The 23249-nt window shown below is 69.4% G+C and carries 20 protein-coding genes; 13 read left to right on the top strand and 7 right to left on the bottom strand.

Annotated elements, in window-relative coordinates:
* Positions 1-70 precede the first annotated feature (70 nt).
* Genes rfbF through QUD34_RS14540 form a run of 7 tightly spaced genes read left to right on the top strand, consistent with a single transcriptional unit; the run spans position 71 to position 6424 of the window.
* Positions 71-844 (top strand): glucose-1-phosphate cytidylyltransferase, encoded by a 774-nt coding sequence (gene rfbF / locus QUD34_RS14570; protein WP_286354421.1) that lies wholly within the window; start codon positions 71-73, stop codon positions 842-844.
* 4 nt (positions 845-848) lie between these two features.
* Positions 849-1892: a CDP-glucose 4,6-dehydratase gene (gene rfbG / locus QUD34_RS14565; protein ID WP_286354420.1), complete on the top strand. Its 1044-nt coding sequence runs from the start codon at positions 849-851 to the stop codon at positions 1890-1892.
* Positions 1889-3127: a class I SAM-dependent methyltransferase gene (locus QUD34_RS14560; protein WP_286354419.1), complete on the top strand. Its 1239-nt coding sequence runs from the start codon at positions 1889-1891 to the stop codon at positions 3125-3127. The genes rfbG and QUD34_RS14560 overlap by 4 nt, the downstream gene beginning before the upstream one ends.
* The gene (gene rfbC, locus QUD34_RS14555; protein WP_286354418.1) at positions 3124-3696 is read left to right on the top strand and encodes a dTDP-4-dehydrorhamnose 3,5-epimerase; all 573 of its coding nucleotides are present in this window, start codon (positions 3124-3126) and stop codon (positions 3694-3696) included. The genes QUD34_RS14560 and rfbC overlap by 4 nt, the downstream gene beginning before the upstream one ends.
* Positions 3689-4822: a DegT/DnrJ/EryC1/StrS family aminotransferase gene (locus tag QUD34_RS14550; RefSeq protein WP_286354417.1), complete on the top strand. Its 1134-nt coding sequence runs from the start codon at positions 3689-3691 to the stop codon at positions 4820-4822. The genes rfbC and QUD34_RS14550 overlap by 8 nt, the downstream gene beginning before the upstream one ends.
* A 10-nt stretch (positions 4823-4832) precedes the next feature.
* Positions 4833-5657 carry a formyltransferase family protein gene (locus QUD34_RS14545; protein ID WP_286354416.1) on the top strand — a complete coding sequence of 275 codons (825 nt, stop codon included), beginning with the start codon at positions 4833-4835 and terminating at the stop codon, positions 5655-5657.
* Positions 5654-6424, top strand: coding sequence for a cephalosporin hydroxylase family protein (locus tag QUD34_RS14540; protein ID WP_286354415.1), 771 nt, complete (start codon positions 5654-5656; stop codon positions 6422-6424). Before QUD34_RS14545 ends, QUD34_RS14540 begins: the two co-directional genes overlap by 4 nt.
* Here QUD34_RS14540 and QUD34_RS14535 read toward each other — a convergent pair.
* The 7 genes from QUD34_RS14535 to QUD34_RS14505 form a co-directional block, all read right to left on the bottom strand.
* Complete coding sequence (locus QUD34_RS14535) at positions 6408-7871, bottom strand: glycosyltransferase family 2 protein (RefSeq protein WP_286354414.1); 1464 nt, start codon at positions 7869-7871, stop codon at positions 6408-6410. The two genes, QUD34_RS14540 and QUD34_RS14535, sit on opposite strands and share 17 nt — an antisense overlap.
* Positions 7872-7975: 104 nt before the next feature.
* On the bottom strand, positions 7976-11041 hold the full coding sequence (locus tag QUD34_RS14530; RefSeq protein ID WP_286354413.1) for a sigma-54-dependent transcriptional regulator: 3066 nt from the start codon (positions 11039-11041) through the stop codon (positions 7976-7978).
* Positions 11035-12318 carry a 3-phosphoshikimate 1-carboxyvinyltransferase gene (locus QUD34_RS14525; RefSeq protein ID WP_286354412.1) on the bottom strand — a complete coding sequence of 428 codons (1284 nt, stop codon included), beginning with the start codon at positions 12316-12318 and terminating at the stop codon, positions 11035-11037. Before QUD34_RS14525 ends, QUD34_RS14530 begins: the two co-directional genes overlap by 7 nt.
* Positions 12319-12392: 74 nt before the next feature.
* Positions 12393-12782: a hypothetical protein gene (locus QUD34_RS14520; protein WP_286354411.1), complete on the bottom strand. Its 390-nt coding sequence runs from the start codon at positions 12780-12782 to the stop codon at positions 12393-12395.
* 11 nt (positions 12783-12793) lie between these two features.
* Complete coding sequence (locus QUD34_RS14515) at positions 12794-14827, bottom strand: serine protease family protein (RefSeq protein ID WP_286354410.1); 2034 nt, start codon at positions 14825-14827, stop codon at positions 12794-12796.
* A gap of 1 nt (position 14828) precedes the next feature.
* Entirely contained in the window at positions 14829-16310 is a 1482-nt protein-coding gene (bamD, locus tag QUD34_RS14510; protein WP_286354409.1) for an outer membrane protein assembly factor BamD, read from the bottom strand.
* 43 nt (positions 16311-16353) lie between these two features.
* Entirely contained in the window at positions 16354-19026 is a 2673-nt protein-coding gene (locus QUD34_RS14505) for a HEAT repeat domain-containing protein (protein WP_286354408.1), read from the bottom strand.
* A gap of 75 nt (positions 19027-19101) precedes the next feature.
* Between QUD34_RS14505 and QUD34_RS14500 the strand changes: the two genes are divergently transcribed.
* The 6 genes from QUD34_RS14500 (at position 19102) to QUD34_RS14475 (ending at position 23204) form a co-directional block, all read left to right on the top strand.
* The gene (locus QUD34_RS14500; RefSeq protein ID WP_286354407.1) at positions 19102-19782 is read left to right on the top strand and encodes a hypothetical protein; all 681 of its coding nucleotides are present in this window, start codon (positions 19102-19104) and stop codon (positions 19780-19782) included.
* Positions 19782-20477: a hypothetical protein gene (locus QUD34_RS14495; protein ID WP_286354406.1), complete on the top strand. Its 696-nt coding sequence runs from the start codon at positions 19782-19784 to the stop codon at positions 20475-20477. Before QUD34_RS14500 ends, QUD34_RS14495 begins: the two co-directional genes overlap by 1 nt.
* On the top strand, positions 20474-20845 hold the full coding sequence (locus QUD34_RS14490; RefSeq protein WP_286354405.1) for a DUF2752 domain-containing protein: 372 nt from the start codon (positions 20474-20476) through the stop codon (positions 20843-20845). The genes QUD34_RS14495 and QUD34_RS14490 overlap by 4 nt, the downstream gene beginning before the upstream one ends.
* Before the next feature lie 39 nt (positions 20846-20884).
* Positions 20885-21241, top strand: a complete 357-nt coding sequence (locus QUD34_RS14485; protein WP_286354404.1) for a roadblock/LC7 domain-containing protein — start codon at positions 20885-20887, stop codon at positions 21239-21241.
* Between the two features lie 9 nt (positions 21242-21250).
* Positions 21251-22624, top strand: a complete 1374-nt coding sequence (locus tag QUD34_RS14480; protein ID WP_286354403.1) for a NupC/NupG family nucleoside CNT transporter — start codon at positions 21251-21253, stop codon at positions 22622-22624.
* Positions 22625-22748: 124 nt separating this feature from the next.
* Positions 22749-23204 carry a type 1 periplasmic-binding domain-containing protein gene (locus QUD34_RS14475; RefSeq protein WP_286354402.1) on the top strand — a complete coding sequence of 152 codons (456 nt, stop codon included), beginning with the start codon at positions 22749-22751 and terminating at the stop codon, positions 23202-23204.
* Positions 23205-23249 lie beyond the last annotated feature (45 nt).

Genomic DNA, 23249 nt, shown 5'->3' with positions numbered 1-23249 from the left:
CAAAGCTGCCCAATACTCAGCACATCCCGGAGGAAACCCGATGGGATCCCCAACCAGCGAGGGAGCTTCCATGCAGGCCGTGATTCTTTGTGGAGGGAAGGGCACGCGCCTTCGGGAAGAAACCGAATTCAAACCGAAACCCATGATCCGCGTGGGTGATCAGCCGATCCTCTGGCACATCCAGAAGCACTTCGCGACCCACGGGGTCAGTGACTTCGTCCTGTGCATGGGGTACAAGGCTGAGCTGATCCGGGACTATTTCCTGAACTACGACCTCAACCATTCCGATGTGCTGCTCGAGCTGGGCACGAAGCATGTGGTGCCGCTGGAGGCCGGGTACGAAGAAAAGAACTGGCGGATCTGGATGGTGGATACCGGACAGGAGACCAATACGGGCGGTCGGCTGAAGCGCATCCAGAAATACATCCAGGGACCGACCTTCCTGGCGACCTATGGCGACGGCGTGGCCGATGTGGACATCCCCCGGCTCCTGGCCTTCCACGCCTCGCATGGGAAGCTGGCCACGGTGACGGCGGTGCGTCCCAGCTCCCGATTCGGCGAGCTGGGCCTGTCGGGCGACAGCGTCACCCTCTTTGCGGAGAAGCCCCAGGTGCGGGAGGGGTGGATCAACGGCGGCTTCTTCGTCTTCCAGCAGGAGGTCCTCGATCTCATCGAGGGGGACGAGGAGTCTCTGGAATTGGGTCTCCTGAGGAAACTATCGGAGCGGGACGAACTCCGGGCCTACTTCCACGAGGGTTTCTGGCAGTGCATGGACACCTACCGGGAGATGGAGCTGCTCCAGGATCTGTGGCATTCGGGACACGCTCCCTGGAAGACCTGGTGACCCGATGGACCTGGGCGAAGCCTACCGTGGCAAGCGCGTCCTGCTGACCGGGCACACCGGATTCAAAGGGGCCTGGCTGGCCCTCTGGCTGCGGCGCCTGGGGGCGGAAGTCGGGGCGGTCGCCCTCCCTCCGGATACCGAGCCGAACCTCTGGTCCGCCCTCGGCCTCGAGAATGAGGTGCACTCGGAGTACGCAGACATCCGTGATTCCGGGCGGCTGCGGGCCCTGGTGGACGCCTTCCGCCCGGAATTCGTCTTCCACCTGGCGGCCCAGGCCCTCGTGCTTCCCTCCTACGAGGATCCCGTGGGCACCTTCGCCACCAACCTCATGGGCACGGTCAATCTCCTGGAAGCCTGCCGCCATCAGCCCTCCATCCGCGCCATGGTGGTCGTGACCAGCGACAAGTGCTACCGCCAACCCGGGAGGCACCCCTTCCGCGAGGATGACCCCCTGGGTGGGGAGGATCCCTACAGCGCCTCCAAAGCCTGTGCCGAACTCGCCACGGCCGCCTATCGCCGTGCCTGGTTCCGGGAGGGGGTGGGCCTCGCCACGGTCCGGGCGGGCAATGTCATCGGCGGCGGCGACTGGGCGGCCCATCGGCTGGTCCCGGACCTCATGCGTGCCTTCCAGCAGGGGAGGACTCCCGGGATCCGGCGGCCAGAAGCCCGGCGGCCCTGGCAGCATGTCCTGGATCCCCTGGATGGCTACCTGCGCCTCGGAGCCAAGCTGGCGGCCGACCCGGGACCCTGGTCAGGGCCCTGGAATGTCGGCCCCAGCCCGGAGCAGGCCTGGACGGTGGCCCAAGTCGCCGATGCCTGCTGCCGGGCTTGGGGGGGGACGGCGACCTGGATCTTGGAGGGGGCCCCCTCAGGACTGGAAGCGGAGCGGCTGGAACTCGACAGCTCCCGGATCCGGGAATGCCTGGGTTGGATGCCGCGCTGGACCGTGGAAGCGGCGATTGAGCGGAGTGTCCGGTGGTACCGGGCCTTCGCGGACGGGGTGCCAGCACGCGTCCTTTGCGAGACCGATCTGGAGGCCCGCGGATGAGCCACCTGACCTGCCGCATCTGCGGCTCACCCCTGGCGCTGAGCCTGGTGGATCTGGGCACCAGCCCCCTGGCCAACGGCTACCTCAGGCCGGAGGATCTGGAACGGCCCGAGGTGCACTACCCTCTGCATCCGCGGGTCTGCGAGTCCTGCTGGCTGGTCCAGCTGCCCGCCTTCGAGACGCCCGAGGCCTTGTTCGGACACTACCTGTACTTCTCCTCCTTCTCGGATGCCTGGCTTGCCCATGGCCGGGCCCTCGCCACCGAAGCCATCCGGGACTTCGGATTGGGCTCTCGGAGTCATGTGGTCGAGGTCGCCAGCAACGACGGCTACCTGCTGCAGTATTTCAAGGAGGCGGGGGTCCCGGTCCTCGGCATCGAACCCGCCGCCAATGTGGCCCAGGCCGCCACGGACAAGGGCATTCCGACGCTGACCCGGTTCTTCGGGGCCGACCTCGGGGAGGAACTGGCGCAGTCGGGGCGCCAGGCCGATCTCCTGCTGGGCCTCAATGTCCTGGCCCATGTTCCGGACCTGCACGATTTCACGGAGGGCCTGCGCCGAGCCCTGGCGCCCCGGGGCACGCTGGTCCTGGAATTTCCCCACCTGCTGGAGCTGATCCAGGGCCTCCAATTCGACACGATCTACCACGAACACTTCAGCTATCTGAGCCTGCTGGTCGTGGAGCGGCTCTTTGCGGAACATGGGTTGACCGTCTTCGATGTGCAGCGTCTCCCCACCCACGGGGGATCCCTCCGCATCCACGGATGCGGCTCCGCGGATCCCAGGGCCGCCCTCCCCTCTGAGCGGCTGTGCCTCCTGAGACGGCTGGAGCGCGAGGCCGGCCTCGACCGAAAGGAAGGCTACGCTCGATTCCAGGCGCAGGTGTGGGATCTGAAGAACGACTTGCTCGCCTTTCTCCTCGACCAGAAGCGCGCGGGGCGAGTGGTCGCGGCCTATGGGGCCCCAGCCAAGGGAAACACCTTCCTGAATTTCGCCGGGATCGGGCCGGATCTGATCCCCTTCACCGTGGATCGGAGCCCCCACAAGCAGGGTCGATTCCTCCCGGGCAGCCGCATCCCCATCCTGGCACCGGAGGCCGTGGCCGCCCGGCGGCCGGATTTTCTGCTCATCCTCCCCTGGAACCTTCGGGAGGAGATCCGTGAACAGATGGACCACCTCCGCGGGTGGGGGGGGCGTTTCGTGACCGCCGTCCCCAGGTTGGAGGTGCTGGCGTGAACTTTCTGGAGACGCCGATTCCCGGGGCCATGGTCATCGAGGCCGACCGGTACGAGGATGACCGGGGATTTTTCGCCCGGGTCTATTGTGAGCAGGCCTTCCGGCTGGCGGGACTGCCCGTGATCTGGCCCCAGTCCAGCAGCGTGTGGAATCGGCGGAAGGGTACCCTCCGGGGACTGCACTTCCAGGACGCACCCCACCAGGAAGCCAAGCTGGTGCGGTGCGCGGTGGGGCGGATCTTCGATGTCATCGTCGATCTCCGTCCCGGGTCGCCCACCTACCGCAAGTGGTGGGGTGTGGAGTTGAGCCGTGAAAACATGAGGACCCTCTTCGTTCCCATGGGTCTCGCCCACGGCTACCAGACGCTGGCAGATGACACAGAGATCCATTACATGATCTCGGCCCTCCATGTCCCCGGGGCGGCGCGGGGCATCCGCTGGGATGATCCGGAGCTCGGGATCCCTTGGCCCCAGGAGAACCCGGTGCTGTCCGAACGGGATCGCATCTGGCCAGACCTCGGCACATGGCATGCGGGCAAGCTGAGGGCGAAGGAGGAACACCATGACTGAACAGGCCCTGCCGGTATTCAGACCGCTCCTGGACGAAACGGATTTCCAGGCGGCGCGGGCGGCCCTGGAGATGGGCTGGCTGGGCATGGGCAGCTATGTCGGACAGTTCGAGGAGGCCACCCGGACCTACCTGGAAGCAGGCGATCGGCATGTGGTGGCGGTGAGCACCGGCCACGCCGCCCTGCATCTGGCGCTGCTGGTGGCGGGGGTGGGACCCGGCGATGAGGTCATCACCCCCTCCTTCAACAATGTGGCGGACTTCCAGGCCATCTTGGCCACGGGCGCGGATCCGGTCTTCTGCGACATCCGCGACGACACCCTCTGCATTGACCTGGAGCGGGCCGAGGCGCTGGTTTCGCCCCGCACCAAGGCGATCATCGCCATGGACTACGATTGCATTCTCTGCGATCACGATGAAGTGGGTCGACTGGCGGCCCGGCACGGCCTCCGGGTCATCCACGACGCCGCCCACGCCTTCGGATCCCGGTACCATGGGAAGCGGATCGGCAGCTTCTCGGACATCGCCATTTTCAGCTTCGATCCGGTGAAGACCATCACCTGCATCGATGGCGGTCTGGTGGTCGTCCGCACGGAGGAGGAGAAGCGCGCCTTGCAGGAGATGCGGCTCATCGGCATGGGACAACCGTCCACGCTCATGTATCAGAACCGCCGGGCCTGGACCTACGATGTGAACCGTCTCGGATTCCGCTATCACATGGCCAACCTGCATGCGGCCATCGGCCTCGGGCAGCTCTCCAAGATGGCCACCATCGAGCGGACCCGCCGGGCGGCCTGTCGCCGCTACAGTGAAGGGCTGGCGGGCCTGCCGGCCGTCCGGATCCCCAGGAGCGATTTTGAAGGCGTGGTGCCCTTCCTCTATTACATCCGGGTTCCACCCGAGGCGAGGGATGACCTGCGCGGCTTTCTCCAGGAGCGCGGCATCGATACGGGCATCCACTGGCAGCCGGGCCACTGGTTCACCCTGTTCAAGGACTGCCGGAAGGGCGATCTGGGGGTGACGGAACGCGTGGGCCACGAGATCCTCTCCCTGCCTTTGCACTCGGCCATGCAGGATGCCGACCTCGACCGGACGGTGACGGCTATCCGGGCCTTCTTCGGTAAGTGAGGTGGTCCGCGTGAGCCCAACCCGACCCAGTGCCATTCTGATGGGCTCCAAACCAGGGAGTGTCGTCGCCCTAGAGGCTCTGCTTCGGCGGGGCTGGGAGGTCCCCATGGTGGTGGTGAGCCGGAATGTTTCCCATCCCTGGATGCCCACCCCTGATCTGGAAACCCATGCCCATAGCCGCGGCATCCCCGTCCGAAGTCAGAAGGAATTGCTGGATGCACCGCCGGTAGATTTCGTCATCAGCTACATGTACCGGAACCGGGTCACGGCCTCCACCCGTGCTCTTGCCCGTCGTGCGGCCCTCAACTTCCACGCGGGTCCTCTTCCCGAGTTCGGTGGTTGGGCTTTCTACAATGTGGCGATTCTTGAGGAGCGCAGGGAGTACGGCTGCACATGCCACTACATGGAAGACGCCTTCGACGCTGGCGATCTCCTGAAAGTCCGACGCTTCCCCATCGACCCCGCACTGGAGACGGCGGAGAGCTTGGAGCGCCGCTCCCAGGAGGAGATGATCCAGCTCTTTCTGGAGTTCTGCGCTTTGGCGGAATCCGGAGGCGAGCTGCCCCGGGAAGCCCAGGATCCCGCCCGCATGCGCTACCTGGACCAGGCCGGCTTCGAAGCCCTCAAACGGATTCCGGAGGGTGCCGATGGGGCGGTCATTGATCGCCATGCCCGGGCCTTCTGGGCGCCGCCCTACGGGCTCGCCTACCTCGAAGGGGATGGAGGGCGGGTGGAAGTGGTCCCGGCCTGCGTAAAAGAGGCCCTGGCCAGAGAATCTCATCGCGCTGACCTGGATCGTCTTTTTGAGGCCGCTGGCCTGGAGCGGGAGCGATGAAAATCCGCATCGACATGGATAACGGGCGGGTGGAGGTAGAGCGGGGAACGGACCCGGTCGAATCCCATGAGGCAGGTACGGCCGAGGCCTTTGAATTGGTTTCGAAGGCTTGGTTACGCGTGGGCTGGGACGCCAAGTATGTCTACGGTTTCACCTGGATGGGACGGCCCATCATCCAACTTCCCGAGGACATGTTCCGGATCCAGGAGGTCATCCACCAGGTCCGGCCGACCCTCATCATCGAAACCGGCGTTGCCCATGGAGGGTCGTTGATCTTCTACGCGAGCCTCTTCGAGGCGATGGGGACGGGGCGGGTCGTGGGCGTCGACATCGAGATCCGTCCCCACAATCGCGCCGCCATCGAGGCCCATCCGATGGCGAGGCGGATCAGCCTCGTCGAAGGCAGCTCCGTCGATCCGGCCGTGGTGGAGGCGGTCCGCAGCCAAATCCAACCCGACGACCGCGTTCTGGTGGTCCTGGACTCCTGCCACGCGAAGGAGCATGTCCTGCAGGAACTCCGACTCTATGCCCCGCTGGTGTCGGTGGGATCGTACATCCTGGCGGCGGACGGCATCATGAAGGACCTGGTGGGCGCGCCCCGCAGCCAGCCGGACTGGGCCACCAACAATCCCGAAGCCGCGGCCCGGGCCTTCGTCGGCGAATGTCCGGCCTTTGAAATCGTGGAACCCCCCCGCCCCTTCAACGAAGGTCTGGTCGAGCGGCCCGTGACCTATTGGCCGGGCGGCTGGCTCAAACGGATCCGCTGAGCCCCAGGACCGGGAGGACCGTCCGGGTCAACTCGCCAAGGCGGCTCGGGGGCAGGAGGCAGTCGTAGGGTGGGGACATCCAGGGCGCGAGGGTGTTCTCACCCGGGTCGCTCTCCTGATGGGCGGCAGCCAGGAGGGGTTTCGCCGCCTGGACCAGGGGCCAGAGGAGCGGGTCGTGAGCCAGGGCGGCGCAGTAGAGCAGGTCGATGTCCAGGGTGCCGACCAGATCGGTGATCTCCTGGCGGAAGGCTGAGTCCAGCGCGAAGGTGCGGAGATCGAACCCGATGAGGTCATCGAGGTCCGGGTTGGCCTCGGCTGCCTCGAGGGCTTCGATGGGGCACACGAGGATCAGGCGGGCATCAGGAAGAGCCTTGCGCACGGCCGAAAAGAAGGGGCCCGCCGCTTCGTGCTCGGGAAGGCCGCCCGGAATCCAGAGGAGGACGGTGCGGGCCGAGGCGGCCAGGTGCTCGGTGGCGGTGCCTCCCAGGGCGAGGCCGCTGGACTGGGCGAGGGGGAAGAAGGCATCGGCGAGGAAGGCCGAAAAGGCCGGCGGATTGGGTACCGCGAAAGCGCTCGGGTGCTCGCCCCTGAGGATGTCCCGCCAGCAGGGGTGGGGACCCTGGGGCGTCAAGCGCACGAGGGTCTTCAGGAAATCGGTGAAGAGCCACCTCCGCTCGGGTATGCCCAGGGACGAGGTCAAGAGAATCCTGAGCCAGGTCTGGGCGAAGGCGGTGTAGGGTTTCGGGCTTTCGAACCCTTCGTCGAAGCACTCCTTCAGGGTCTGCTCGCTCCCTTTGGGCACCTCGCGGACCCGGTATTGGAACAGAGGGGCATCTACCTTGCAGAAATCGCCCTGGAGCAGGAGTTTGGCGCTGATCAGGACATCTCCGCCCCAGGTCCCCTCGAAGGGCAGGGCCTTGGCGAGAGCATCCCGCCGGGCCAGCCCCATCATGTCCACCCAGTCCATGTGGTCGTAAAGCCGGTGGAGCCTCTCGAGAACCGTGAGCCCCACCGTCGAGAAATTGAGATCCTCCCAATCGGGACGGGGTGATCCCGCCTCGTCGATGACCTGGACGGCGCTGTTGCAGAGGACGGCGCCGGGATGGTTCTGCAGCTCCGCCAGGCACCTCGAGGTGAAGGTCGGGTGACGGAGGTCGTCGTGCGCCTGCCAATAGAAGTAATCTCCCCGGGTGTGCTCGAAGACGAACTCGAAATTCCGGGTGGACCCGATGTTGGTGTCCTGTCGGACATAGCGTACGCGCGGATCCCGCCGGGCATAGCTTTCACAGATCTCGCCGGTTCCATCGGTGGAGGCGTTGTCGGAGATGAGGATCTCCAGGTTCGGATGATCCTGGGCCAGCAGGGAGTCCAGGGAGTCGGCCAGGTACATCTCCCCATTGAAGACGGGGACGCCGATGCTCACCAGCGGAGGGTCTTGGAAGGCCATGAAGCTCCCATCACGGGGTGTCGGGGGTGGAAGACCAGGCCTCCATCATGGCCAGAAATTTCCATAGCTGGACCTTCCGTCGTCCTTCCGTCGTTCGGGGGACCTCACCCGATCCTGCCGATCTCGCTGTCCCTGATCGCGGGACCCGGAGTCAATTCCGATCGCTCCGCCACCAGATCCACGCCCAACCGCTTGGCCACGGCGTAGAGGGCGGGGCGGGCGAGGCCAAGGGTCTGGGCGGCTTCCGCCACGCGGAACCCGCTGGCCTGGAGGGTCTCCAGCAGCAGACGCCGCTGGAAGGCGCGGGTGGCGTCGTCCCAGGTGCGCACCTGGGCCATGGGCGCTTCCAGCTCCGGGAGATGGGACGGCTTGAGGACGCCGCCTTCGCAGCGGAGGATGGCCCGCTCGAGGGCGTGCATCAGCTCGCGCACATTGCCGGGCCAGGGCAGGCGGGCCAGCGCCTCGGGCAGGCCTGGGGCCAGGGCTGGCACGGGACGCTTGGCCGAGGCCGCGGCCCGCACCACGAGCCGCGGCACCAGGAACGGGAATTCATGGCGGCGGGCCGAGAGCGACGGGAGGCGGAGCACCGCGCCCTGGAGGCGAAAGAGCAGGTCGCGCCGGAAGGCCCCGGCCGCGGCCAGATCCTCCATGGGGCGGTGGGTGGCGGCGGCAAAGCGCACATCCACCTTCACGGCATGATCCGAGCCGACGCGGCGGATCTCCCGCTCCTGGAGGACGCGCAGAAGGAGGGACTGCAGGCGCGGCGACAGGTCCGCCACCTCGTCGAGGAACAGGGTGCCTCCGCGGGCGGCCTCGATGGCCCCGCGCCGGTCGCGATCCGCGCCCGTGAAGGCGCCCTTGGTGTGGCCGAAGAGTTCGGACTCCAGCAGCCCCTCGGCAAAGGCCGAGCAGTTCACGGCCACGAGCGGGCCCGAGCGGCCCGATCTCTGGTGCAGCTCCCGGGCCGCCAGCTCCTTGCCGCTGCCCGTGGGGCCGAGGATCAACACGGGCAGCTCGGAAGTGGCCACGCGGTCCAGCTCCCGCAGCAAAGAGGCCATGGGCTCGCTGCCATCCGTGAGCAGGAGGCCGGGCTCGACCGCGACTTCGGCAGGCCGCCGGGCGCGGATCCGGGCGAGCCAGGGCGAGATCAGAAGCGGCTCCAGCGGAGGCGTGGGCACGGCCTCCGCGGGCCGGGCCAGCAGCACCGCTCCCACGGGGCAGCCCTCCCAGATCAGGGGATGTCCGCACCAGACCCAGGGGCCCTGGGCGAAGGGGGCCAGCGTTCCATCCTGGGCGAGGCGGCTGAGGGCGCCCTCGGGCGGGGCCTCCCCGGCGCCCAAGGTGTGCAGCCGCCCCTCGTCTTCCCAGGCGATCCAGGTGGGGGTGGTCAGGCGGGCCAGCCAGTCCTTGACGAGGTGAAGGGGGGCGGGGTCGGCGACCGCATCGGGCTGGGGCCACAGGGCCGCCAGGCGCCGCTGGTGCCGCGGGCTGGCGGCCCGATCGGCGATGCCCTGGAGGGCCAGCAGGGAAGAGGCGCGGCGAAGATCCGGCCGCCGTTCCAGCACCTGCAGGCCCAGTTCCAGGCACATGATCTGGGTGGGGCAGGCCCACCACGCCGCCCAGAAAGCCCCGGGATCGCCGCCCCCCCGGAAGAGGCGGTGGGTCTCCCAGCTCAGGCGGGTTTCAGGGTCGGCATCGTGCGGCGGTTCCTCGGTGAGGGGCCCCAGCACGGCGCGGAGAAAGCGGGTGTAGGGATGGTCGCCGGCCCCGGCGAGGCCTTCCCGCACCAGATCCCAGCGCTCCCGGTCGGCCCCGTGGCTGGCGAGCAGGCCCCAGGCGCCGGGAAGGCCGGGGTGGGCCTCCACCAGGCGGCGGATCCGGGCCAGGGCGGCGTCCGGTTCCAGGTTCACCTCCGCCAGCTGCGCCTCCTCCAGATCCCGCCAGGGCTGGGGTAGTGGACCTCGCAGGACGCTCCAGCGGGCGTGGGCGGGCAGGTCGGCCCACTTGAGGGCGAGGACGGCCGCATTGGACGCGGCGCGCTCCGCCCAGCCCGGGGCACCCAGCCGGGTGAAGTGGGCGTGGGCCAGGGTGAAGGCCCGCAGGGAGGTCTCCGGGTCGCAGGCCTGGTCGGCGCGAAGGCCCTCGGCCATCCAGTGGAAAGGATCGGCGCAGGGATGGGCCCCGGCGCCCCAGTCCGGGTAGCCTGGCGCCGTCGGAGCCGCCTCGCCGCCCCAGCGCATGCGCACCCGGTCCCAGGTGGGGTGGCCCGAGGGCGGCGGGAGGCCTGGCCGTTGGAGGTCCTCCCGGATGTCGGCCTCCAGGGAAGGCGTCCAGCCGTCGGGGAAGGCGGGGGAGGACTGCAGCCGGAGCAAGGCCGCCAGGGCCGGCTCGGGGACCGCCCCTCCCGCCAGGCCGCCGAGGGCGAGGGCTTCCAGGCCGGCCGGGGAAGCACCGAACCCCCGGGCCCAGGCTCGCAGGCGCGGATCCAGCATCCAGCGCCCCCCGGGGAGGGCGGCCAGCCAGGGGGCCTCGCGATGGGGCTTCAGGCCTTCGGGCAGCACCTCCAGCACCAGCGACTCCGCGTGGGCCTGGAGGGTGGACCAGGGCAGGTCCGCGTCCAGCGCACCCTCCGGCAGCAGGCGCCCCCCGGCGTCCTGGCTCCGCAGGAGGAAGGCCCACCAATGCGGCGGCAGGCGATGGAGCGCGGGCGGCACCAGAATTTCGAGAAAGGGCGGGAGGTGGAGGGTCCCCTTCGCGTCCACGGCCCCTAGAAGGGCGATCCACCGCAGGCGCTGGGACCGATCCAGAAGGACTGAGCCGGCGGCCATCCAGGGAACACCATCGCCTTCGAGCAGGGCCTCCCACGCCCAGGCCTGCAGCTCGCCCTCCCGGACGCCCCGTTGCGAAGCCGGCACGGCGGGGCTGCCGTGGCGGAGGCGGGCCACCCAGGCGGGGTCGGGACGGGGGCCAAAGACGGTGGGCTGGCTGGAGAGCTGCGGTCCGAAGGGCCGCCGGGCTTCCTGCTCCACCTGCGGCCACCGGCCTTCCCGCCCGCCCAGCAGCCAGGCCTGGGCGATGGCGGCCAGGGCCCAGGCCGAATCACCCCAGCGCCGGCCGCGCTCCAGGCCCCAGGGGGCCTTCCAGTGGCCGAGCCAGGGGGCCCTCAGCACCCCAGCATCCCGCGCCAGACTTCCCAGAAGTCCGGGAAGGTCTTGGCCACGCAGTGGGGGTCGAGAAGCTCCCCGCCCTGACGAAGCCCGCCGAGGGCGGCGGCGAAGGCCATGCGGTGGTCGTTCCGGGGGTTGAAGGGTGGCCGGGTTCCGAATCCAGCCCTGAACTCGGGCCCAGGTCCCACGCGCAGGGTATGGTCCCCGATCACCTCGGCCGTCCCGCCCAGCCAGCGCACCAGCTCTGAGGAAGCATCCAGGCGGTCGCACTCCTTCAGGGGCAGGGTGTGGAGGCCGCGCAACTCCGAAGGGCCGGGGGCCAGGGCCGCCAGAGCCGCCAGCACGGGCCCCAGGTCCGGACAGTCGGTGAGGTCGGCGTCGAGGCCCCGGACGAGGGGGCCCTCCACCTCCAGGGTCTGCGGCCCGATCCACTGGATTCGGCACCCGGCGGCGTGAAGGATGGCCACCATGGCCCGGTCGCCCTGGGCATCTTCAGGATCCAGGGGGCCCAGGCGCAGGCGGCGCCCCGTGGCCGCCGCCGCGGCGAGGAAGGCCGCGGCTCCGCTCCAGTCACCGGGCAGGTCCAGGGAACGCGGCCCCAGGGCTCCCCCGGGGATGCGCCAGCGGCCGGGCTCCAGGTCGGCGTCGCAGCCGAAGCGGTGCAGCCATTGGGTGGTGAGCGCCAGGTAGCTCGGACTGGCGGCGGCGGTCCAGCGCAGGATGCCCCCACCCGGCAGCGCGGTGGCGGCCAGGGCCAACCCCGTGAGGAACTGGCTGCTGAGGCGCGCGTCCACGACCAGGTCCAGGCGCTCGGGAGGTGCGGGCACGGGACGGAGCCAGGCTCCGGAGGCATCGGGACACCAACTCGCGCCCAGGGTCGTCAGGGGTTCCAGCAGGGGGCCGAGGGGCCGCTCGAAGAGGCGCGGATCACCCTCCATCCGGAGGTCACCCTCGGCCCGCAGGGCCAGCCAGGGCAGGAGGAAGCGCAGGGTGGTGCCCGAGGCGCCGAGCCAGAGGGGCGTGGTCGCCCGGGGGCGGTTGCCACCTCGGATCGTCCAGGCCCCATCCGCCACTGCGACGGGAATCCCCAGGTCGCCGAGGGCCCGGCGCATCCAGCGCGTGTCCTCGGCCTCGAGTCCCCCCTTCAGACGGGTCTCGCCCGGGGCCAGCGCGGCCAGAAGCAGGGCGCGGTTGGTCACCGACTTGGAGCCGGGAATGGATACCGGGCGGAATGCCGCTCCGGATGGGAGCCGGCTGTCTTCAGGAAGCGACAGGGACATGCAGCGAGGGTGCCGCGTCCGGCGCCCCGCCGCAAGCCTTCAGCGGGGGATCCGCGCCATCGGCGGCGGCAGCCTCAGCCGATGTTTTCGAAGATGGGTTTCGTGATGCGCTTGTCGGTCACCACGGTCCACTTGTAGGTGCCGTAGAAATCGATGACGCGCTTGTAGCGGAGCGTGATGGTGCAGTTCCCCGTCTCCCCGTAGCCGGTCTTGCTGACCCGGATGGCATTCTTATCCGTCAAGACTTCAACGACACCCAACTCGCGGGCCTTGTCCTTGATTTCCCGTTCAAGGGTTTCGACGGTCTTGCGCGCTGCGCCGCTGGCGATGAAGTCGCAGGCATCCACCAGCTCGCTGTTGCCGTAGTAGACGGGGATGGCCTTGTAGCCTGCGGCGGCCAGGGTGCCAAACACGAGCAGGGAGATGATGCAGCCGATCTTGCCTTCGCCGCGCTGGTGCCTCATGGGTGCCTCCGCTACTTCAGATCCTCCAGGGCCTGTCGCGCCAGGGGAGCGACCAGGGGACCGTCGGGACCGAGAAGGGTTGCCTGAGGATACTTCAGAGCCTGCCGGAATGCCTGCACAGCTTCAGCCTGGTAGGCCGCCCCGAGGCGGAGGAAACAGATGCCCGTGTGATAGTCCAAGGTGCCCTGGCTGACCCCGGCGACGGTGCTGAGGCGCGCATCCCTCAGGAGGTCGATGGCCTTGTCGAAGGCCCGGAAGTGCATGTGGCCAAGGGCCAGGTTCAGCCGGATCAGGTTGGCTTCATCCCCCCGGGCGCCGGCGTATTGGAGGCGCAGGTGGGCGAGGACGGCCGGATAGCAGAGGTCTGGGGCGCTCAGGGGGATTTCCAGGGCCTCGATCTGGACGGGCAGCGTCACGGGGCCCCCCCCCTGGACGAGGGCGACAGGGCCGCGGGCGCCTTCCAGCAGGGGCCGCAGGGCCTGGACGGAGTTGATGGGTTTGCCGTTCACCTGGGTGAGGGCCTTCCCGGGCTGGATGCCGGCCTTCTGGGCCGGTTCCGATGCGGCGAGGACCCAGGGGCCCGGTTCACCGGGAAGGTCCAGCAGGGACAAGCCGAGGCCGGGTTCATGGATGACCGGGAGAGCGTTGAGGCGCGTGGCGAGCGGTCCCAGGGGATCCTGCTCCAGGGGCTTCACCACCAGGCGCTCCTCCTCGCCCTCGAGCGTGGCCAGCCGCAGCTCGACCTGGTGGATGACCTTGTCGGGCACGGGGGTCGCCAGGAGAACCAGCTCCGCCTCCCGCGAGGCCTTCACCCGGGCCAGGGCCTCCCCGGGGGCCTCGCCGGGCCGGGCGGGCAGGAAGGCCAGCTGCTGCAGGCGGTCGCCAAACCCTTCGAGCTGGGCCAGGAACCGGGCCCGGCCCGTGAAGTCGGCCTCGCCCTCCAGGCCCAGGAAGGCCAGCCGGGGTTTGGGCCGCGCCTCCACGGAGAAGGCCTTCCCCTCTTCCACGGTGATGCGCTGGGAGAACCCGCCCGCGGGGAAGCGGACCAGCAGATCGTAGGCGCCCGAGCAGACCGGAAGCTGGGTGACGGGGAGGGGCCCCTGGCTCTGCCCCGAGAGGAAGAGTTCGCCGCCCGCCCAGGCGGAGGTCACCGTGAGGGTGCCCTTGGACGACTCGAGGCGGATGGGCTCCAGGGTGTGGTCCGCCCAAGGGGTGGCGAGCCCCTCGCCCATCTCCAGCACCTTGGTGCGGAAGCAGGGGGCGCGCAGCTCGAGCTTGTGCTTGCCGGGGCCGAGTTCGGGAATGACGAAGGCCTCGGAGAGATCCTCGGGCCGAAGGCCCAGGGGCACGGCCACGGGCGCGGCCTCGGGGCCCGCCTTGCCCTGGGTGCGGCCCAGGCTGCGCCCATCCACCAGGACTTCGGCGCCGCTGGGCTGGACATAGAGGGTGACCGTGGAGGACACGCGGACGAGCTTGAAGTCGGCGGTCTTGGCGTCGCGGGGGGCGAGTTCGAGGCTGAGTTCCGCGGGGGCGAAGCCCGGGCGGGTGTAGGTCAGCTTGTGGGCCCCGAAGGGGAGGAACTTCCGGGCCAGGGGCGGTCCGGGGCGGCCATCCACCAGCAGCTTCCCGCCCTCCGGGGCATAGCTCAGCTTCACCGGCGCGTACTTCTCGGCTTTCAGTCGATCGAACAGCGTGGCCAGGCGCTGAGAGGTGAGGGCGCGGTCCACCTCGAAATCCGGGTTCAAGTCGATGAGGGCCTGCAGCCGTGTCTGGGCCCGGGGCCGGTTCAGGGCGCTGCGGTCATCCAGCACGGCGAGCCAGTTGTAGCTCTCGCACAGCACGGCGAGCCAATCGGCCTCCAGGGAAGCGCCCCTGGGCGCCAGGGCCTCGACGACCTTCTCGAAGCGCGCCGTGGCGCCCTCCCGGTCCCCCTGGGTGGCCCAGAGGGCCTTGGCTTGGAGGAAGGTGTCCCGGAGGGCCGGATCCTGCGCCCCGAGTGAAAGCCCGAGAAGGAGCGCGAGGGGGAGGAAGCGTCGAAGGTGCATGTCAATCCACACGGATCAGGAGGTCGTTGCGGCGGTCGCAGAGGATGAGCCCCCCCTCGCGGTCCAGGACCAGCGAGGTGATGCGGCCGCTGATGCCGAGGGCCTTGAAGGTGGCCTGGCGCAGCACCGCGCCATCGGGCCCGAGGATCACCACGCCCTCGCCGAAGTCTCCGCCGTCCACCAAGGCCGCCACCTGGCCGGCGCCGTCCGAGGCCAGCGCCACCACATAGCGGAAGGGGGCGGGCAGGTCCCTGCCGTAGGGCACCACCGTGCGGGGCTGACCGTCGGCATCCAGGAAGAGCAGCTTGCGGTCGGCATCTGCGGCGATGACGACGCCGCCCGAAGGCAGGGCGGCCAGGGCGTTGGCCGTGGGCGAGGCCACGGTGCGCGAGGTGCCGTCCAGGCCGAAGAGGGTCAGGGCGGGCGTCTTGGCATCCGCCACCCAGAGGGTGCCCCAGCGGTCCTGGGCCGCGCCGGTGATGGTGCCGAGGGTGCCTAGGGGCAGGGGGGTGGGTGCGTCCTCCCGTACCAGACCGGTCTTGGACAACAGCCAGAGGGCGCCGGTGGAGGAGGCCAGCAGGGCCCGGACCCCCGTGGCGGCGGGACCGGCCGCGACCAGCTCCCCCTCGTGGAGGCGGAAGGCGTGGTCGAGGTCGTTCTGATAGAGGAGCAGGTCTCCGTCCGGGGCCAGGGCCAGCAGGGTCGGCGTCTTGAGCCACTTGGCGCGCCCGCCGGGCCAGGGACCGCCGTTGCGGAGGGGCGGTTTCTGAAGCCGGTGCTTCACCCGCACGGCGATGCGCCAACCTGCCTCCCGGGCCTCGGGGCTCTGGGGCGCCTGGATCCGGAGGCGCTGGAGCATCCGCAGGCAGCCCGGGAGATCCCCCATCAGGTCCAGGACCTCGGCGGCCTGCAGCATGGCCCGGGGGGCCACGGCGGCATCGGGTCGGATCCGGAAGGCCTCCACGAACTGCTGGAGGGCCCGGCCCCACTGTCCCTGATCCCGCCAGGCCCGGCCCAGCTGGAAGCGGGCCTCGGGTACCGCCGGGGCATCCGGAAAGAGGTCGAGGACGCGGTTGAACTCGGCCATGGCGTCTTTCAGGTCCGCGGGGCGCCGGGCCTGCCGGGCCAGCAGGACGCCGCGCAACAGCAGCCCCTCCGCGGCCTCGGGGCTCTTGATGTACTCGGCCTTCAGGCGATCGAGGTAGGGCAGGGCCGTCTCGGGTTTCCGCTCCACCTCCACCTGGTGGCGGGCCAGCCGGAGAAGGGCCTGGGGGGCGAACCCGCTCTTGGGCGTGGCTTGAAGCAGCTGGCCCCAAGTGTCCAGGGCTTCCTTGTAGGATTTGGCGGCGTAGGCCCGCTCTCCGCTCCGGTACAGACGCTCCGCGAGCTCCCCGTCCTGTGCGGCACCCTGGGCCAGGCTCGGGACCGACAGCGCGCAGAGGAGGGCGGCCGGAGTGCGGAACCAGGGAGATGCGAACGGCATGGAGGCCTCAGGTCAGTAGGGAGATCATAGCGGCCATGCTGGTTCAGGGTTCCAGCGCCTTCAGAAGCTGCTCGGGCGGGTAGGGCTTGTACAGCACCCCCAGGATCCAGGGCTCGCCGGGGCTGGTGTCGCGGGCGGCGGTGGACAGCAGCACCTGGCGGCAACGGCGGGTCTCGCACTGCATCTTCAGCCAGGGGCGCAGATCACCAGTGCCGTCCGTCTGCTCCGAGATGAGCAGATCCACGGGCCGCTCCGTCAGCATGGGCGCGGCCTCGCTGCGGCTTCCGGCCTCGCGGACATCCCAGGCCCCGCCCAGGGCGGCGAGCAGGCGCTTCCGGAAGAAGGCGCTGGGATCCAGCAGCAGGATCGAATGGATGGGGGCGCGGCGGGAGATGTCCGCCTCGTCCAGCCCGAGGGCGAGAAGGGCCTCCTTGGCGGCGCTCCGAAGCCCCAGGCCGGTGGCGCGGTTGAACAGCTCCTTCAGCGGCTCCACGAGCTGGGCCTGCCGGGTGAGCCCGGCGATTTCGCAGAGTCGTGCGAGCTCGCGCCAGTCCTGATCTTTCCGGCCGAATTCCGACAGCGCATAGGTGGCGATCTCCTCCGCCAGCTCGGCCCGCATGATGAATTCGGGGTCGTGGAGGGCCTCGCGCAGCGCCAGCAGGGCCGGGGCCCGGCCGGGGCCCTGGGGCGGGATCGCCTGCACCAGGGCGCGGACCTTCTCTTCCTTCCCGGCGATGTGGCCCAGGCTGGCGCTCCGCCGGCCCAGCTCCTTGACCACCGCCGCCACGCGGTCATTGGTCTCCCGGTCCCAGTCGGCCTTGGTGCGCAGCTCGAACAGCACATCGGAGAAGGCGTCCTTGAGGCGGAGGTAGCACTCCTGGTCGAAGCAGTAGAGGTGCTGGGTGGCGAGAATGGCCCGCAGGCGCTGTCCCTCGCCCTCCCGGTCGTCGCAGCAGCGGGCGATGAGCTGCTCCAGGAGCGGGAGCTCCGTCTGGGGCAGGGGGCGCTCGAACCCCGGGAAGGCGGCCAGGGCCCCCTCCAGGGCGACGATGAGCACCTCGGGAAGCTTCAGGTGGGCGGCCTTCGCCAGCAGGCCGAGGCCGGACTCGGGGGTGGCGATGGCCGCGAGGGCATCCACCAGGGCCTCCTGGAGCCGGGCCGGTTTCCCATCGTGGAGCAGGTCCAGCAGGACCGGGGCCGTCATGGGGCTGCGGATGGCCCCGAGGGCCTCGACGCACTCCAGCACGAGGTCGTCCCGGACATCCGTCTTCAGGTATTCCATCAGGGGTTCGGCGGCGGCCTTGGTTCCGTTCTCGGCGAAGATGTGCAGGGCCGTGCGCACGCGCTCGGGTTGGCCCGAGCGGAACAGCTCCATGACGGCCGGGAAGCTGGAGGGCAGCTTGCCGAAGTGGTGCATGGCGCGCTGGCCCACCTCGACGATGGAATCCTCCATGGCCCTCAGGAAGAAGGGCACGAGGGAGTCCTCTTCGCGGGCGCCGAGCACATCCAGGCAGGCGATCCGGCGCTTCGGTTCCTGGGCCTTCAGGACATGGTCCAGGCTGGCGTCGGCGCCGGCCGGAACCAGCCGGCAGAAGGCATAGTCCAGGCCCGGGCTGTGCGAGAAGCGATCGAAGGCATCCTCGAGGACCGGAAGGATGTCGGCCGCGGGGATATGGCCCGCGAGGGCCTGCCGGACCAGGCCGTCGCAGATCTGGTTGAGTGTGGCGGAGAGGCGGGCCTGCTGCTTGGTGGCGGTGTCCTGGGCTTCGGTGACCATGGCGCTGAAACGGGCGACCTTGCCCTCCAGCAGGATGGCCAGGGCCTCGGTCTGGAAGACCTCGTAGGGGCCGTGGGCGAGTTCCCTCAGGTGATCCAGGGGGGCGCCGGGATGGCCCGCCTCGCCGGCCCCGAGGGCCTCCTGGAGGGCCTGCACCTCGTCGGGGGCCCGGCCCGCCATCCGGTCGGCCAGGGCCTGGGCCAGGTCCGCGCGGGCCGCGGTGCGGGCGCTGGTCTGGATCCGCTGGGTGAGGACCTCGAGGGCGGCCAGGTCCTCCAGGGTGCGGAGGGTTTCCTTGAACAGCTCGAGGAGGGCGGGGCCCGGGGCTTCCCCGGGCAGTTCGGCCACGGCCCGGAGCAGGAGCCGGAAGGCCAGGGGATCGGCCCCGGCCAGGGCCTCCCACAGCTGGGGGAAGTCCTCGTGTTCCGCCCCGGCGGCGAGGCCCCGGGCGCCCTGGTGGGCGAGGCGGGGGTTGCTCTCCCCCTCCAGCAGCCGGCCCAGGTAGAAGGCCAGGGGTTGCTGAAAATCAAGGGCGCTGAGCTCCCGGCGGAGGATCAGCTGGCGGTCGGGATCGGTGCGCTGGGCGGCCAGCTTCTGCAGGGCCTCGCGGGCCGAGCGGAGCTCCAGGCGGCCCAGGGCGGCGCACCCCTCGTCGAAGACCCCGAGATCGGGCTCATGCTGCAGGGCCTGCAGGATCCAGGGCGTCCACTCCGGCCAATCGAATTTGGCCGTGAGCCCGAGAATGAACCGCTTCAGGGCGATGGTGGAGGTGGCCTTGACGAGTCGGCCTCCGAGCTCGGGCAGGGCCAGTTGGCGGAGCTGCTGCAGGAGCTGGTTCAGGCGGGACAGGGCGGCGGCATCGCCTTCGGCAGGGTTGCCGAGCCAGGCGCGGAGTTCGTCCAGCGGCGTGACGGGGAGGTGTCGGAGGGGAGCGGCCATCAAGGTGTTTCATCGGCCCGACCCGGTTCGGAGTGAAGAACCACCATTTCCCCGGGAGGTGATAGCGTTTTCAGCATGCGCGCCCTGTTCTTCGCCTCCCTGGCTCTCCTGGCCCAGGCCCAGCCTCCGGCCTTCCTGGCGCAGCTCCCGCCGGCCGCCCGGGAGGAGGCGCTGGACATCGTGAGCCGCGCCGATTTCATCTTCGAGACCCAGACCCAGCCGAAGCATGTGCGCCTGGCCACCATGGAGAAGCTGTTCGACCACCCGCGCCTGAGCCTGGCCATGTGGCGGCATTGCCAGTTCGTGCCCAGCTTCTACGGGTTCGTCCACCCGGACGGGGCCTGGAGCCTCGACGACGGCCGGGGGCTCAGGGGCACCTTGCGGCTGGTGTACCAGCGGCCGGGACACCGGGTGTACCTGGTGGAGGGCCGGGCGGAGAAGGGCCGCCTGAAGACGCCCTTCTCCGTGGGGGCCCGGATGCTGACCTCGTACCGCTACTGGGAGGGCAAGCGCGGGTTCGAGACCCACCTCCAGACCTGGACGGCCCTGGACTCGGCCCTGCTGGGCGTGATGGCCCGCCCCTTCCGGGGCTACATCAAGGGCCGGCAGGATGAGTTCATCGCCTACATCAACGGGAATGTGGCCACCTTCGGGGAATTCGCCGACCTGAGCCCCCGGGAGTTCCACGGGCCCATGAAGCGCGATGGGGATCCCGTCGCCCTCCGCGAGTACGAAGCCCTCTTCCTGAGGAAGTGATGGATCTCCCCTACGCGGCGTCCCTCCGGGCCCTGGTCCGGCCCGGCGCTGCCTTCCCTCGGGAAGCCCCGCCCCTGGGGCGTGCCATGGGGGCCATGCTCGCCGCCTGGGCGCCTCCGGTCCTGGTGAACGCGGCCCTGACGGTCTGGCAGGGGCTTCAGGGCTACGGGGCCCTGCGCCAGAACGGGCTGCCATCCTGGCTGGCCGAACGGCTGGCGAGGGGGCTCGGAGGCGATCCCGAGGATCTGGGTCGGCTGCTTGCCTCCTTGCCGCCCCCGCCGGCCTTCGGCCGCATCTGGCCCTGGCTGCTGCTGGCCGTGCCCCTGATCCTGCTGGGCACCTGGCTGCATCACGCGGTCTGGGATCACACGGGGCTCTGGCTGCTGGGCGGGTTGAAGGGGAAGCGGGGCTTCCGCGCCAGCCTGGGGGCCGAGGCCGAAGCCCTGCGCGTCACCGCCCTGGGGGCCCTGGTGGGGTTGCTGGGTTTTGTCCCGGGCCTGGGCCTTCTGCTGGCGGTCCCGCTCCTGCTCCTGGACGGCTACCTCTGGATCTTCCGGGGCTTCGCCCTGGCCGCTCGGCATGGCTGCGAGCCCTGGCGGGGCGTGGCGGCCACCGTGGTCCATGCAGCCCTGCTGGGAGTCTGCGCCCTGGGCCTGGGGGTGACCCTGCTGGCGCTGCTGGGGGCCGTGGCATGAGGCGCGTGCCCTGGATCGCCCTGGCGGCTCTGGGTCTCGGCCTGGGCCTCTGGGCCGCCACCTTCCTGGCGCCCCTGGCGGGGCTGCTGCCAACCTGCCCCTTCAAGCGGATCACCGGCTACGCCTGCGCCACCTGCGGAGCCACACGCTGCGTCCTGGCGCTGGCCGGAGGGCATTGGCGCGAAGCTTTCCACTGGTACCCGGCCGCGGCCGCGCTGGCGGCGCTGCCGTTCGCGGTGCTCTGGGATCTCCGCCGGGCCTGGCGGGGGGATTCCTATCCGGCGCTGCCGGATTCCCGGGCCGCCCGCCTCGCCGTCTGGGCCGCCCTGGCTGGAATCTGGGCGCTGCAGGTGGCGCGGGGGATTTAGTCCGGTCATGCTTTGGACACGAATCACCGGAGTCCCCTTATGTTCCAGCAAATCCTGGATCAGCTGATTGAACGGGTGCCCGAGTCCCTGGCCGCGACCTTCAACGACCGGGACGGGGATCCGATCTCTTCGCGCACGATCCAGATCCCGAACGAGGGGCTGCAACTCCTGGGCGCCTACCAGCACATGGTGAAACGGCACCTCCAGCAGGCCGTGGAGGAATTCGACCGCGGCGAGGTGCAGCAGGTGGCCTTCGCCACCGACCAGCACTGGATCCTCATGATGGGGGCGGGGGAACAGTGCACCCTCGTGCTCGTGATGCAGCGGGAGGGCCTGCTGGGCCGGGCGCGGTTTTACATGGAACAGGCCATCAAGGCCCTGAACGACGAACTGTAGGGAGCCTGGATGGGACGCTTCATCGGATTGGCCGGAATCGTGGCCTTCATGGCGATTGCGTATGCGCTGTCGCACAAGCGGAGCGCCATCCATTGGCGTACCATCGGCTGGGGCCTCACCCTGCAGTGGATCTTCGCGCTGATCGTGCTCAAGGGCTCCACCATCTCCGGTCTGCTGTCCTTCCTTCCCTTCCCGAAGGGGACCGGCTGGGGAGTGCTGGTCCTGATGTTCGCGCCGATGCTGCTGCGGCGGTTCGCATCCTATGAGAACAAGACGCTGAACTGGGCGCTGTTCGGCGTGATCGTCCTCGGCCTGCTCCGCGGGAATCTCGTGGGCTCCTCCTTCGACCAGATGCGCATTGTGGTCGAGCACCTCATGGCCTACGCCCACGAGGGCGCCAGCTTCGTGTTCGGTTCGCTGTCCGACGGTCCCGGCGGCAAGGTGGGCATGGTCTTCGCCTTCGCCGTGCTGCCCACCATCATCTTCGTGGCCTCGATCTTCGCGGTGCTCTACTACATCGGCGTCATGCAGTGGGTGGTCAGCGCCGCGGCCCGGGCCATGGGCCGCTTCCTGAAGGTCTCGGGCGCCGAGAGCGTGAGCGTGGCCGCCAGCATCCTCATGGGCCAGACCGAGGCGCCCCTCACCATCCGGCCCTTCCTGGCACGCATGACCCGCAGCGAACTCATGGTGATCATGACCGCGGGCATGGCCCATGTGTCGGGGAGCATCATGGTGGCCTATGTGCAGGTGGCCCATGTGGACATCGTGCACCTGCTCACGGCCGTGATCATGACGGCGCCCGGCGCGGTGATGATGGCCAAGCTGCTGGAGCCCGAGACGGAAACGCCCGAGACGGCCGGCGACATCAAGGTGGACATCCCCAACCACGATGCCAATGTGCTGGATGCCGCGGCCCGGGGCGCCTTCGAAGGCGGCCAGCTGGCCTTCAATGTGGCCGTCATGCTCATCGCCTTCATCGCGCTCATCTACCTGCTCAACGGCTTGATGAAGGCCATCCACCCGGGCTTCAGCCTGGAGCTGGTGCTGGGTGCCGTCTTCAAGCCCTTCGCCTACCTGATGGGGGTGCCCTGGATCGAGGCGGGCCAGGTGGGGTCCCTGCTGGGCAAGCGCATGGTGGTGAACGAGTTCGTGGCCTTCCTGGACCTGGGGGCCATGACGAACCTGTCCACCAAGGCCCGCCTGGTTTCCACCTTCGCCCTGTGCGGTTTCGCCAACTTCAGCAGCATCGCCATCCAGGTGGGGGGCATCGGCGCCCTGGTTCCCGAGCGCCGCGGCGATCTGGCCCGCCTCGGCATCCGGGCGATGCTGGCTGGGACCCTGGCGAATTTCCTGAGCGCCTGCATCGCCGGGATCCTTAGTTAGAAAAAACCATCAATACAACTCTATGCTCCAGCCTTTCCTCGAATCTGCCGATGAAGGGGGATCACCGGAGGTAGTGCTGATGATTCGTGTCCGTTCCTTGGTTCTCGTTTCTGCCCTCGTCTCCATGACGCTTGCAGCGGGGGACTACGACGCCGTGATCGGCGCCATGAAGAAAGCCTGGCCTCAGGTCGGCACCGTGGCCGTGGTCTGCGACGCGAACGGCAGCAAGGCCGCCCTTTCCGCCCTCACCGCCGCCGCCGGGGGATTGAAGGTGATGGTCGTGGATGTGAAGGGCCCCCAGGACATGGGCAAGGCCATCGGCACGCTGACCGGCCGCAAACCCGATGCGGTGATCCTCCTGTCGGGCGACAAGGTGGCCGGCGACGGCTCCTCCGCCGCCAGCTTCCTCATCCAGCGCATGGCCGCCCTCAAGGTGCCCGCTGTCGCCACCACTGAGGCGGGCGTGAAGCAGGGCGCTGCGCTGGGCATTGGGCCCGGCACCGGGGGCAAGCTGATGTCGAACGCGAAGGTGGCTGCCGTGGCGGGCGTGGCCGTACCCGCGGGCGCCACCGCCATTTAATCGTTTTCCTCCTCCGAAGGCCCCGCCATGGCGGGGCCTTCTCAT

The organism is Geothrix oryzae (assembly GCF_030295385.1).
Lineage (GTDB): Bacteria > Acidobacteriota > Holophagae > Holophagales > Holophagaceae > Geothrix > Geothrix oryzae.
The sequence above is the reverse complement of the archived record's forward strand: the minus strand, read 5'-3'. Positions and strand labels throughout refer to the sequence as shown.